Source organism: Kitasatospora phosalacinea (assembly GCF_030268885.1).
GTDB lineage: Bacteria > Actinomycetota > Actinomycetes > Streptomycetales > Streptomycetaceae > Kitasatospora > Kitasatospora phosalacinea_C.
Genome location: NZ_BSSA01000026.1, coordinates 50,511 through 62,600, shown reverse-complemented (window position 1 = coordinate 62,600; position 12,090 = coordinate 50,511). Strand labels below are relative to the sequence as shown.

12 protein-coding genes are annotated in these 12,090 nt (G+C 73.5%); 1 reads left to right on the top strand and 11 read right to left on the bottom strand.

Going from position 1 to position 12,090, the window contains the following annotated elements; genetic code table 11:
• From QSK52_RS29325 to QSK52_RS29280, 10 genes are all read right to left on the bottom strand, one after another.
• The gene (locus tag QSK52_RS29325) at positions 1–1,164 is read right to left on the bottom strand and encodes a polyprenyl synthetase family protein (RefSeq protein ID WP_435053401.1); all 1,164 of its coding nucleotides are present in this window, start codon (positions 1,162–1,164) and stop codon (positions 1–3) included.
• Positions 1,161–2,558: a hydroxysqualene dehydroxylase HpnE gene (hpnE, locus tag QSK52_RS29320; RefSeq protein WP_285739219.1), complete on the bottom strand. Its 1,398-nt coding sequence runs from the start codon at positions 2,556–2,558 to the stop codon at positions 1,161–1,163. The genes QSK52_RS29325 and hpnE overlap by 4 nt, the downstream gene beginning before the upstream one ends.
• A 94-nt stretch (positions 2,559–2,652) precedes the next feature.
• Complete coding sequence (gene hpnD / locus QSK52_RS29315; protein ID WP_285739272.1) at positions 2,653–3,510, bottom strand: presqualene diphosphate synthase HpnD; 858 nt, start codon at positions 3,508–3,510, stop codon at positions 2,653–2,655.
• A gap of 41 nt (positions 3,511–3,551) precedes the next feature.
• Positions 3,552–4,478, bottom strand: a complete 927-nt coding sequence (hpnC, locus tag QSK52_RS29310; RefSeq protein WP_285739218.1) for a squalene synthase HpnC — start codon at positions 4,476–4,478, stop codon at positions 3,552–3,554.
• A 186-nt stretch (positions 4,479–4,664) separates the two neighbouring features.
• Positions 4,665–5,477 carry an ABC transporter ATP-binding protein gene (locus QSK52_RS29305; protein ID WP_285739217.1) on the bottom strand — a complete coding sequence of 271 codons (813 nt, stop codon included), beginning with the start codon at positions 5,475–5,477 and terminating at the stop codon, positions 4,665–4,667.
• Positions 5,470–6,441: an ABC transporter permease gene (locus tag QSK52_RS29300; protein WP_285739216.1), complete on the bottom strand. Its 972-nt coding sequence runs from the start codon at positions 6,439–6,441 to the stop codon at positions 5,470–5,472. Before QSK52_RS29300 ends, QSK52_RS29305 begins: the two co-directional genes overlap by 8 nt.
• 116 nt (positions 6,442–6,557) lie before the next feature.
• Positions 6,558–7,442, bottom strand: a complete 885-nt coding sequence (locus QSK52_RS29295; protein ID WP_285739215.1) for a glycosyltransferase family 2 protein — start codon at positions 7,440–7,442, stop codon at positions 6,558–6,560.
• Positions 7,439–8,269 carry a CDP-alcohol phosphatidyltransferase family protein gene (locus QSK52_RS29290; protein WP_285739214.1) on the bottom strand — a complete coding sequence of 277 codons (831 nt, stop codon included), beginning with the start codon at positions 8,267–8,269 and terminating at the stop codon, positions 7,439–7,441. Before QSK52_RS29290 ends, QSK52_RS29295 begins: the two co-directional genes overlap by 4 nt.
• Positions 8,247–9,308: an iron-containing alcohol dehydrogenase family protein gene (locus QSK52_RS29285; protein ID WP_285739213.1), complete on the bottom strand. Its 1,062-nt coding sequence runs from the start codon at positions 9,306–9,308 to the stop codon at positions 8,247–8,249. The genes QSK52_RS29290 and QSK52_RS29285 overlap by 23 nt, the downstream gene beginning before the upstream one ends.
• Positions 9,296–10,051 carry a phosphocholine cytidylyltransferase family protein gene (locus QSK52_RS29280; RefSeq protein ID WP_285739212.1) on the bottom strand — a complete coding sequence of 252 codons (756 nt, stop codon included), beginning with the start codon at positions 10,049–10,051 and terminating at the stop codon, positions 9,296–9,298. The genes QSK52_RS29285 and QSK52_RS29280 overlap by 13 nt, the downstream gene beginning before the upstream one ends.
• Before the next feature lie 450 nt (positions 10,052–10,501).
• Here QSK52_RS29280 and idi point away from each other — a divergent pair, with 450 nt between their 5' ends.
• A complete protein-coding gene (idi, locus tag QSK52_RS29275; protein ID WP_285739211.1) occupies positions 10,502–11,107 on the top strand; it encodes an isopentenyl-diphosphate Delta-isomerase in 606 nt (201 codons plus the stop codon).
• 19 nt (positions 11,108–11,126) lie between these two features.
• Here idi and QSK52_RS29270 read toward each other — a convergent pair whose 3' ends face one another.
• Complete coding sequence (locus QSK52_RS29270; protein WP_285739210.1) at positions 11,127–11,645, bottom strand: ATP-binding protein; 519 nt, start codon at positions 11,643–11,645, stop codon at positions 11,127–11,129.
• Positions 11,646–12,090 lie beyond the last annotated feature (445 nt).

Genomic DNA, 12,090 nt, shown 5'->3' with positions numbered 1-12,090 from the left:
TCACCTCTCTCTGACCACCACGAATTCGGCGAGTGCGACGAAGTGCTCGCGCACCTCGTCGGCCATGGGCACCTCGCCGAGGGCGGCGAGGGCGGTGTCGTACTGGCGGCGGGCCTCTTCCTGCGTCCAGGCCCGGCCGCCGGCCTGCTCGATCAGCGCGGCGCGGGCGGCGAGCACCTGCTCGCTCTCCTCGCCGCGGCCGGTCGGGTCGGCCAGCTGTGCGGCCAGCTCGCGGGAGGCGGCGCCCCCCTCGGCCAGCGCGGCGCACACCGGCAGCGACTTCTTCCGCGACTGGAGGTCGCTCCAGTGCGGCTTTCCGGTCACTTCGGTGGCGCCCCAGATGCCCAGCAGGTCGTCCACCGCCTGGAACGCGAGGCCCAGGTGGTAGCCGTACCGCTGGAGCGCGTCGGACACCCGGTCGTCGGCGCCGGCCAGCACTGCGCCGATCGCCGCCGAGGCCGCCAGCAGGGCGCCGGTCTTGCCGCCCTCCATGGCCAGGCACTCCTCGACCGTCACCGCGTCGCGCTGCTCGAAGGAGACGTCCAGTGCCTGGCCGTCGATCAGCCGCCGGGTGGCGGTGGTGATCAGACGGACGGCGCGGGCGGCGTCCGCCGGGTCGGCCCCGCCGGTCACCGCGGCGTCCAGCAGGACCTCGGTGCCGAGGGTGGCCAGCGCGTCGCCGACCAGCACGGCCTGCGCCGGTCCGAAGACCGTCCAGGCGGTGGCCCGGTGCCTGCGCGTCTCGTCACCGTCCATCAGGTCATCATGGAGGAGGGAGAAATTGTGCACCAGCTCGACCGACACGCCGCCGGGTACGCCCGCCTGCGCGTCCGCGCCCACCGCTTCGGCCGACAGCAGGGCCAGCGCCGGGCGCACGGCCTTGCCGCCGTCGCCCGCGGCGGGCTTGCCGTCCCGGTCGATCCAGCCGAAGTGGTAGGCGGCGACGGTGTCCATCGGTGCCGCCAAACGGGCGACGGCCGCACGCATCGGCGGCGTGCAGAGCGTGCGTCCGCGCGCCAGCAGGTCGAGGACGGTCGGGGTGTCCTCGACCGTCGAGCCGGTGCGTGCCTCCACGTGCGTTCCCTCTCGGTGCGTCCGTCCGGCCGCGGCGGGCGGCCGGACGGTTGTGGTGTCGGTGGTCGGGGAGTGGGGGCCCGGCGTCATCGGGGCCACCGTCCGTCCCCCCGGTCGACCGGGAGTCGGCCGTGGCCGGCCAGGGCGGCGTCAGCCGCCGCGTGACCGCTGCGCACCGCACCCTCCATGGTCGCTGGCCAGCCGGTGGCCGTCCAGGACCCGGCGAGCAGGACTCCGGGGGCTCCGGTGCGTGCGCCGGGGCGCAGGGCGGCGGTGCCGGGCGCCGGGTCGAAGGTCGCGGTGCGCTCCCGGGTGACGAAGAAGTCCAGCACCCGGGCGCCGCGGGCGGCGGGCAGCAGCCGCTCCAGCTCCGGCAGGTAGCGGGCGCGCAGCTCGGCGACCGGCAGGTCGATCTCGTCCTCGACGGCGGACTGCGAGACGGCCAGGTACTGGGCGCCGGGGACGGCCAGGCCGGAGTGCCGGGTGCGGTCGAAGACGAACTGCACCGGGGAGCCGAGCGCCGCGAAGAACGGACGGCGGATCAGCGGCCGGTCGTAGACCACGTGCACGTTGAGGATCGGGGCGGTGCCGAAGTCGGCCAGCCGGTGCTGCCCGGGGACGGCGCCGGGCGGCAGCAGGGCGGCCGCGGCGTCCTGGGCGCCGGCCAGCACCACGGTGTCGGCGGTGAGCAGCTCGCCGCCCTCCAGCCGGACGGCGTTCGGCTCGGCGGCCTTCAGCTCGACGGCCCTGGTGCGCAGCAGCACCCGCACCCCGGCCCGCTCCAGCTCGGCCGCGGCCCGGTCGTGGTGGATCCCGCCGAGCGGGACGTTGGCCATGCCGATGTCGGCGGCGCCCGCCTCGGAGAGCAGGCCGGTCTTGAAGACCATCGCGGCCAGCGCCATCGAGGTGCGGTCGGCGGTGGCGTTCAGGGTGGCCACGCCCACGAGGTCCCAGACGGCGGCCACCGTGGCGGGGGTCTGGCCGTGCCGGCGCAGCCACTCGCCGAAGGAGAGGTCGTCCAGCGCCGGGTCGACGAGGTCGAGCTTCTGCAGGGCGAGCGCGCCGCGCACCACCCGCAGCCGGTCGGCCGGGGAGAGGTGCCGGTAGGTGGCGAGGCTGCCGGCCAGGTGCAGCGGGACGGGCAGGTCGGCGCGGCGCAGCCGGCCGAGGCGGCGGGTGCCGTCGGCGGCGACGGAGAGCACCGGCACGTCCAGCCGGGGCTGCAGGTCGACCAGGCCGCCGGCGCCGAGCCGGTCGACCAGGCCGCGGTAGGCGGTGCAGCAGCGCAGGTAGACGTGCTGGCCGTTGTCCACCGTCAGTTCGCCGCGCTTGAAGGAGAAGGCCAGGCCGCCGAGCCGGGGACGGGCCTCCAGCAGGGTGGTGCGCACCCCGGCGTCGGCGAGGCGGAGGGCGGCGGTGATGCCGGCCAGGCCGCCGCCGACCACCACGGCGGTGCGCTCGCGCGGCGCGGTCGGCGTGCTCATCGGCCCTCCCGGACGGCAGTGGACGGTGGGCACAACAACGTGCGCATGCGTCGTGATTCCCCGTTGACACAGCGTGACAGAACTGGCGCGAGAATCAAGAACGCCCTCCGGCGAGCCCGGACAGCGCCACGTACGCCTTCTCCCAGCCGGGCAGCGAGACGCGGCCGCGGAGCACCGAGTGCGGGTCGGCGGCGATCCGGCCGAGCAGGCGGTGGTAGATGCCGGCCATCGCGGCGGTGGCGGCGCGGCTGCGGCGGTCGAGCATCGGCAGCAGGCGCAGGCCCTCCTCGAAGGCGGCCCGGGCGCGTTCGGCCTCGAAGGCGACCAGGCCGGTGAAGTCGGCGCCCACCGGGAGGGTGGGGAGGGCGAAGCCCTGCTGGCAGCCGAACCGGACCAGGTCCTCGGTGGGCAGGTAGGTGCGGCCGTTCAGGGCGTCCTCGCGCAGGTCGCGCAGGATGTTGGTGAGCTGCAGGGCCAGGCCCAGGGTGTCGGCGTACTCGGCGCCGCGCTCCCGGTCCTCGCAGCCGTAGACGCCCAGCGAGAGCCGTCCGATCGAGCCGGCCACGCAGCGGCAGTAGACCTTGAGCTCCTCGAAGGTGGCGTACTCGACGCCCTTGAGGTCCATCTCGACGCCGTCGATCAGCTCGTCGAAGCCGCCGAGCGGGATCGGGAAGCGGCGGGCCGCGTCCGCCAGGGCGACCTTGATCGGGTCGGTGTCGTCCTCGCCGACCGCCCCCGCGCGGACCTCGTCCAGCAGGGCGCGGGTGCGGGCCAGCGCCTCGGCCTTCTGTTCGGCGGGCAGCTCGCCGTCGCCGATGTCGTCGACCCGGCGGGCCAGCGCGTAGAGCGCCGACATCGCCAGCCGCTTGGCCTCGGGCAGCAGCCGGATGCCGTAGCTGAAGTTGCGGGCCTGCAGGGCGGTGACCGCCTCGCAGTACCGGTAGGCCGCCATGACCGGCGCGGACGCCAGTGGTGATGCCCCCACGCGGGCGCTCACCTTCCCTTCGCGAAGAGTGCCGCCGCCCGGCCGGCCAGGCGGCGCTTGTCGGGCTTCGCCCGGTGCGCGAGCACGTCGAACCCGGCCGCCTCGATGGCGTCCAGGGCCGCGTACCCGCCGGCGGTGAATCCCGCCAGCAGCAGTCGGAGCCTCCCGTGAACCGTACCCACCAGCGGTGCGCCGCGGTCGAGCAGGGTCCGGGCCCGGCTCGCCTCCCAGGCGACCAGCTGGCGCACGCCGCGGGAGGCGGTGCCGGCGGCGAGGTCGTCCTCGGTGACGCCGAAGGAGGCGAGGTCCTCCAGCGGGAGGTAGATCCGGCCGCGCTGCAGGTCCTCGGCGACGTCCTGCAGGTGCTCGACGACCTGCAGCGCGGTGCAGACGGCGTCGGAGAGCGCGATCCGGTCGGGGGTGGCGCGGCCGGCCAGGGCGAGCACCAGGCGGCCGACCGGGTCGGCGGAGAGGGTGCAGTAGTGGCGCAGGTCCGCGTAGGTCGGGTAGCGGGTGGTGGTCTGGTCCACCCGGTTGGCCTCGATCAGGCGGCGGAACGGCTCGGGGGTGACGGCGTGCCGCTCGATCAGCGGGACGAGGCGGCGCACCAGCGGGTGCCGGGGCTCGCCGGGGTCGGTGCCCAGGACGGTGCCGTGCGGGGCCGGGTCGTCGCCGAGGGCGGTGGCGAAGGCGCGGTCCAGGTCGCGCTCCAGGCCGTCCAGCAGGGCGAGCCGGAAGCCCGGGTCGTCGGGCCCGCCCGGGACGTCCAGCAGCCGGGCGACGGCGGCCGGGTCGGCGAGGTCGCCGTCGCCCGCGTCGTCGACCAGGCGGGCGTAGCCGTAGACCGCCATCAGGTCGCCGCGCCAGGCGGCGGGCAGGAAGCCGGGGGCGACCGGGAAGTTCTCCAGGTCGGCCTTGTCCAGCGTCGCCGCCATTGTCTGGTTATCCGACTTAGTTGAATCCGACACTGCCGTCACTCCCCCGTTCTACACCGGGCCGCACCGCCTCCGCGCCACGGACACGCATCCGTCGCCACCCCTTCACCCGCCGCACGGCGCAGGGCCGGTGCCCGGGGATCCGCTCCCCGCGCACCGGCCCTGCACCCCGCGACCCGCTCCCGTTCAGGGGCGGTCGCCCTTCTCGTACCGGCGGACCACCTCGTCGGTGTGCCCGTCCATGATCAGTTCGCCGTGCTCGATCCAGATCGTCCGCTCGCAGGTCTCGCGGATCGCGTTGTTGTCGTGGCTGACCAGGAAGACCGTGCCGGCCTCCTTGCGCAGCTCGTTGATCCGGGCCTTGGAGCGCTGCTGGAAGCCCTGGTCGCCGGTGGCGAGGGCCTCGTCGATCAGCAGCACGTCGTGGGTCTTCGCCGCCGCGATGGAGAACCGCAGGCGGGCGCCCATGCCGGAGGAGTACGTGCGCATCGGGAGCGAGATGAAGTCGCCCTTCTCGTTGATGCCCGAGAAGTCGACGATGCTCTGGTAGCGCTCGCGCACCTGGGCCGGGGACATGCCCATCGCCAGGCAGCCCAGCACCACGTTGCGCTCGCCGGTGAGGTCGTTCATCAGCGCCGCGTTGACGCCCAGCAGCGAGGGCTGGCCGTGCGTGTAGATGCCGCCCTTGGCGGTCGGCAGCAGGCCGGCGATGGCCGCCAGCATGGTCGACTTGCCGGAGCCGTTCGAGCCGATCAGGCCGACCGCCTCGCCCTTGTAGGCGGTGAAGCTGATGCCGCGCACCGCGTGCACCTCGCGGATCGCGGGCGACTTCTTGCGGGTGATGATCCGGCTCAGCGCCGAGGTGGCGCTGCCCTTGCCGGAACCGGCGCCGTGCACCTTGTAGACGATGTGCACGTCGTCCACCACCACGGTGGGGACCCGGGCCTGGTTGTCCACCGCGGTGGCCTCCTTGAGGGTGTCGAGAGCTGCGTCAGCCACGGCCGTACTCCTCCTCCGCCTTCCAGAAGAACACGAAGCCGATGACGAAGGCGACGACTCCCCAGGTGGCGGCCATGAACCAGATGTGGTCCGGGAGGATCAGGGCCTTCGGCAGCGCGTGGCCGGCCGCGTCGTAGCCGCCGGGGTAGAGCTTCTTGTCGAAGCTCTCGGGCATGAAGGCGTAGCGGATCAGGTCCATGTAGACCACCGCCGGGTTCCACGAGTAGAGCGTCTGCCAGATCGGCGGCCACTTCTCGATGAAGCTGGAGACGCTGTACATCACGCCCGAGACGTACATCCAGGTGCGCAGCAGGAACGGCATCAGCTGCGAGATGTCGGAGGTCTTGGAGCCGATCCGGGCCATCACCAGGGCCAGGCCGGTGTTGAACATCGACTGGAAGACCAGCGCCGGGACGATCAACAGCCAGGTCATGCCCGGGGTGATGCCGTTCAGCAGCACGATGACGACCAGCACCACCATCGAGATCAGCAGCTGCTGGAGCTGGATGATGGTGAAGGCGATCGGGAGGCTGGCGCGCGGGAAGTGCAGCGCGCGGATCAGGCCGAGGTTGTCGGAGACCGACCGGGTGCCGGCCTGGATCGCGCTCTGCGAGAACTGGAAGATGAAGACGCCGATGCACAGCCAGGCGATGTAGGCCGGGACGGTGTCCCGGTTGTTCATGATCAGACCGAAGACGAGGTAGAACACCGCGCAGTTCAGCAGCGGGGTGAGCACCTGCCAGAGCTGGCCGAGCTTCGCGGTGGTGTACTGCGCGACCAGGCGGGCGGTGGCGAAGGCGCTGATGAAGCTGCGCCGGGCCCAGAGCTGGCGGACGTACTGCGGCAGGCTCGGCCGCTTGCCGCTGATGGACAACCCGTACTTGTCCGCGAGCTGCTTCGGGGTCAGACCCGCATCGGAACCCCTTGGCGCGGAGAGGTTGACCGGGTCACTCAGTGTCGACACATTCGTCCTTCAGGGGGTCGTCATCCCCAGCCCCGGGGGGACGGGGCGGGAGACCGGGGCGTACCACGGAGCTCTGGTGCGTTCGCGGTCGGCTCGGGAGGCCGATCCGGCCGCGATCAGATGATTGGCGGTCTGCCGAGCCTGGTCAAGCGCCAGACGGTGGACCACTTCATCGGTCGGCGCGGGCCGCAGGGCTCGCTCCAGCCGGCCCGGAAACCGCCGAGCCAGGCCCGCAGCCCCTCCTTGGGGGGACGGCGGAGCACGGTCAGCAGGAACCAGGTTCCCAGGTAGAGGGGCACCAGGGGAGCCGGGAGGTTCCGCCGGGCCAGCCAGACCCGGTTGCGGGCCACGTTGTGGAAGTACGCGGCGTGCCGGGCCGGGGAGGTCGCCGGGTGGTGCAGCACCACGTCCGGGCGGTAGTCGATCGACCAGCCGGCGTCCAGCGCCCGCCAGGCCAGGTCGGTCTCCTCGTGCGCGTAGAAGAACTCCGCGGGCAGCTGTCCGGCCTGCGGGAAGACCGCGCTGCGCACCGCGCTGGCGCCGCCCAGGAAGGTGGTGACCCGGGAGCCGTGCATCGGGTCGCTGGCGCGCAGCCGGGGCACGTGGCGGCGCTGGGTGGCGCCGGTCTCCGGGTCGGCGATCCGGAACGAGACGATGCCCAGGGACGGGTCGGCGGTGAAGGCCTCGCGCAGCAGCCGCGCCGAGTCGGTGTTCGGCAGCAGGCCGTCGTCGTCCAGGAAGAGCACCGCGTCGACGTCCCGGCCGTCCGGGCCGAACAGTTCGATGCCGACGTTGCGGCCGCCCGGGATGCCGAGGTTCTCCGGCAGCTCGACGCTCCGCACGCCCTCCGGCAGGGCGGGCAGCGGGGCGCCGTTGCCGACCACGGCGAGCTCCACCGGCGGGCCCTGCTGGGCGCGCACCGACTCGATCAGGGCGTTCAGCTCGGCGGGCCGGTTGCCCATGGTGATGATCACCGCGCCGAGGCGGAAGTCGTCGCTCATCGCAGCCTGCTGGAGAGCACGATCGACAGCAGGTGCAGGACGGTCTGCAGCATCGCGATGGCGGCCAGCACCACGACCGCGAGGCGGGTGAAGAACAGGTCGCCGCGGACCGCGTCGGCGATGCCCGCGGCCAGGATGAACAGCGAGGCCTCGACCGCGCCGACCAGGCGGTGGAACTTCAGCAGCGAGGCGGCCCGGCGGGCCTTGGCCACCGCGGTCGAGCGCGGCACCGAGGCGCTGTCCTCGACGGCGGTCAGGCCGGAGCGGGCCCGGGCCACGTCCACCAGGTCGGTCTCGGACTTGATCAGGATCGCGCCGAGCGCGGCCAGCGTGCCGAGGAAGGCCCACTGCCAGGCGGCGTGCGCGCCCTCGCGGTGGAACAGGTCGGCGGCGCGCAGGCCCAGGCCGGTGAGCAGCGCGGCCTCGGACACGTAGTGGCCGACCCGGTCCAGGTAGACGCCGGTGAGCGAGGTCTGCCGCCGCCAGCGGGCCACCTCGCCGTCCACGCAGTCCAGCAGCAGGTAGACCTGGATCAGCACGGCGCCGAGGACCGCGCCGGTCAGGCCGGGCACCACCAGCCCGATGCCCGCCAGGACGCCGGTGAGCATCATCAGGTACGTCAGGCCGTTGGGCGTGATCACCGTGACGGTGGACAGGACCCGGGTGATCCGCAGCGAGATCCGCCGCATGTAGAGGCGGCCGGCCCAGTGCTCGGCGCTCCGGCGCTGCAGCATGCCCTCCGGGTGGATCACCGCCCGCAGTTCCTCGATCGACGGGCGCCGGGTGAGGTCGACCGGCGGGCGTTCAGCTGTTGACGGCTTGGACATAGTCGGCGTACGCGTCCCTGATGTCTGTGGCGGAGAGGTCGAGGTGTTCGAGGATGGTGAAGCGTCCCGGTCTGGTGTTCGGAGCGTAGTGCACCGCTTCGGTGAACTCCGCACCGGTGAAGCCGATCTGGTCGGCGGTCACCGGCAGGCCGTGGAAGCGCAGGCGCTCCACGATCAGTCCGACCAGTTCCCGCTCGCCCCGCAGGTGGCAGGCGAAGGCAGCGCCGAGGCCGACCTGCTCGCCGTGCTGCGCGGACCGCTTGGGGTACAGCACGTCCAGGGCGTGCGAGATCTCGTGGCAGGCGCCCGAGCTGGGCCGGGTGCTGCCCGCGATGTTCATCGCGATGCCGGACAGTACCAGGGCTTCCGCCAGCGTGGTCAGCAGGTCCGGGTCCTCCAGGGTGCCCGGGTGCCGGAGCAGGTTCTCCCCGGCCGAGCGGGCCATCGCGACGGCCAGTCCGTCGACGGGTTCGCCGGTCACCGCGTGCGAGAGCTCCCAGTCCGCGCAGGCGGAGATGTTGGAGACCGCGTCGCCGATCCCGGCGGCCACGAAGCGCTTCGGGGCCTTGGTGACGACGTCCAGGTCGACCACGATGCCGATCGGGCCCGGCACCCCGTAGGAGCCGCGCCCGGCGTCGTTGTCCAGGGTGGAGACCGGGGAGCAGATGCCGTCGTGGGCCAGGTTGGTGGCGACCGCGACCACCGGCAGGCCGACCCGCGCCGCGGCGTACTTCGCCACGTCGATGATCTTGCCGCCGCCGAGGCCGACCAGGGCGTCGTAGTGGCCGCGGCGGATCTCGTCGGTCAGCCGGACCGCGCTGTCCAGGGTGCCGTCCTCGACCGGGTACCAGTCCGCGCCGGGCAGCGCGGGCTCCAGGCGCTCGCGCAGCACCGCTCCGGAGCCCCCGCTGATCGCCACCGCGATCCGGCCGGCCGCGGACAGCCGCTGGTCGGCGAGGATGCCCCCGAGGGAGTCGAGGGCGCCCGCGCGGATCTCCACGAAGAGCGGCGAGGGCACCAGGCGGGTCAGTACCGGCACGCGATCTCCCGGGCCTTGGCCAGGTCGTCGTGGTTGTCGACCTCGACCCAGGAGACCTCGCCGATCGGCTGCACGTCGACGGTCAGGCCGCGGTCGACCATCTCCTGGTAGCCGTCCTCGTAGTACAGCTGCGGGTCGCGCTCGAAGACCGCCCGGAGCGCGTCGGCCAGGGCGTCGGCCGCGGACGGGTTGATCACGGTGACGCCGATGTACTCGCCGGTGGCGTCCAGCGGGTCCATCAGCTTGGTGATCCGGCGCACGCCCAGCTCGGGGTCGACGACGACCTTCATCTCCTCGTCGGCGAGCTTCTTCACGGTGTCCAGCGCGAGCAGGACGCCGGGGGCCCGGCCCTCCTTGATCCGGCGGTCGTTGCCGTCCAGCATGGTGCGCTGCACCGAGGCCGGGTGCACGGTGTCGCCGTTGGCGAGCAGCAGGCCCTCGCCGAACAGCTCGCGGGCGCACCACAGCGAGTAGGCGTTGTTCCACTCCTCGGCCTTGTCGTTCTCGACCAGGGTGAGCTTGACGCCGTACTTCCGCTCCAGCGCCTCCTTGCGCTCGTGCACCGCCTCCTTGCGGTAGCCGACCACGATCGCGGCCTCCCGCAGCCCGACCTCGGCGAAGTTCCCCAGGGTCAGGTCGAGGACCGTCCGCTCCCCGTCGACCGGCACCAGCGCCTTGGGCAGGGTGTCGGTGTAGGGCCGGAGCCGGCGGCCGGCGCCGGCGGCCAGGACGAGGCCGATCATGCGGGACTCCAAGGGGTCTCGGTGCCGCGCGGCACCGATCCGGGGAGGTCGTACCGTGCGGGCCTGGGCGCGGCCGCGGCTGCGGCGCGCCGAGCGGGCGGCCGCTGCGGACCGCCCGGTGCCACTGATGGTAGGCGACCCCGGCGACCTGCCAGAACGCGGCCCCGGGCGGTTCGCCGATCGTTCCGGGCGGTCCGGTGAACGTCCGGTGACCGGGCCCGACCGGTGGTCGAACACTTCTGCCAGTACGGCCGCCTCCGTCCCCGGGGTGTGCGTCGCGGCCCCGCGGCGGGCGGGCCATGCGGCAGACTTGGGCCCCGAACGCCGTCGGCGGACCGGCCGGTCCGCCGACGCGTGCGCAGCCGACCCCAAGGAGCGGGGCGGACTGCCCGGAGCCCACGACACCGGGCGGGCGGCCCCGGTCCACCTGCCGAAAGGGGCATTGTGCCCATGAGCCCTGCTGTCAGCCCGACCGAAGCCCTCTCGCCGGAGCTCGCCGACCCGTCCGGGACGGCGCCGGGCGAGATCCTGCTGGAACTGGTCGACGACGACGGCGTGACCATCGGGACCGGCGAGAAGCTCTGGGCCCACCAGCAGCCCGGCCGACTGCACCGGGCCTTCTCGGTCTTCCTGTTCGACCGCCAGGGTCGGCTGCTGCTGCAGCGCCGGGCGCTCGGCAAATACCACTCGCCCGGTGTCTGGTCGAACACCTGCTGCGGCCACCCCTACCCCGGCGAGCAGCCGTTCACCGCCGCCGCCCGCCGCACCGCGGAGGAGCTCGGCGCCGCACCGGCCCTGCTGTGCGAGGCGGGCACCGTCCGCTACGACCTGCCGGACGAGGCGTCCGGGCTGATCGAGCGGGAGTGGAACCACCTGTTCGTCGGGCTGGTCACCGCCGACCTGGAGCCGGACCCGGACGAGATCGAGGACACCCGGTTCGTGACCGCCGCCGAGCTGCGCGAGCTGCGGGCCGAGAAGCCCTTCTCGGTGTGGTTCGAGACCGTCTTCGAGGCGGCGCTGCCGGGCATCCGGGAGATCGCCGGGCACGACTGGTAGGCCCGGCCCGGCGGGCGCCTCAGTAGTCGGGGTCCTCGTCGGGGTCGGCCCCCGGGCCGGCCCCGGCGGCACCCGGGCCCGGCAGCGGCAGGCTGGCCCAGATCACCTTGCCGCCGTCCTCGGTGCGCTCCACGTCGCACTCGCCGCCCGCCTGGAGGGTCACGCTCTTGACCAGCAGCAGCCCGCGCCCGCCCGGGCGGGCCGGGTCGTTCTCCTGCGCCTTGGGGCGGTACGGGTGGCCGTCCACCACCGAGATCCGCACCCGGTCGGGGGTGATGGCGAGCTCGCACACCACCTCGGGCGAGAGCACCGCCGCGTGCGTGACCGCGTTGGAGACCAGCTCGGAGACGATCAGCAGGAGGTCGTCCACCAGCTCCTGGTAGCGCTCCCCCGCCATCCCCTGGGCGAGCAGCCGGTCCCGCACGGCGTGTCTGGTGCGCGGGACCGACGCCTCGTGCGAGACCGCCGAGAACCGCCACACGCCGGGTTCCGGGCCCGGTCCGGGCTCGCGGCCGGGCCACCAGGTCGCGGTGTCCAAGGCCGCCCTGTCCGTCTGTTCCACTGCACGCCGCCCTTCACGCGGTGACGGGAGGCTCCCGCGCCGGGGTCCGGCCGGCGGCGGCTGTCGGGAATCGGGCGTTCCGCTCAAGGCTCCCTGGTCCACAGAGGCTAGGAGAGCACCCGCCGATGACCCGCACCGGGACTGGAACTACGCGTGTCGTGAAGGTTCCCGACCGATTCGGTGCGTGTTGTGCGCCGTCCTGGCCGGTCGCGGCGCGCCACCGGCCCACTGTTGCCGCCAGAACGCCCGTCCGAAATCGTCGCCGCCCCCCGCGACCAGCGCAATCACCCCCGCGACGGCCGCCCCGGCGTCCGGGTTGTCCGGTTCCGTCCCGGTCGGGCGCGCGGGGCGCGCGGGGCGGGCGCGCGGGGCGCCGAAAACGCAGGTGAGAAGCACTCCCCGAGCCTGGTAGTGTTCTCTC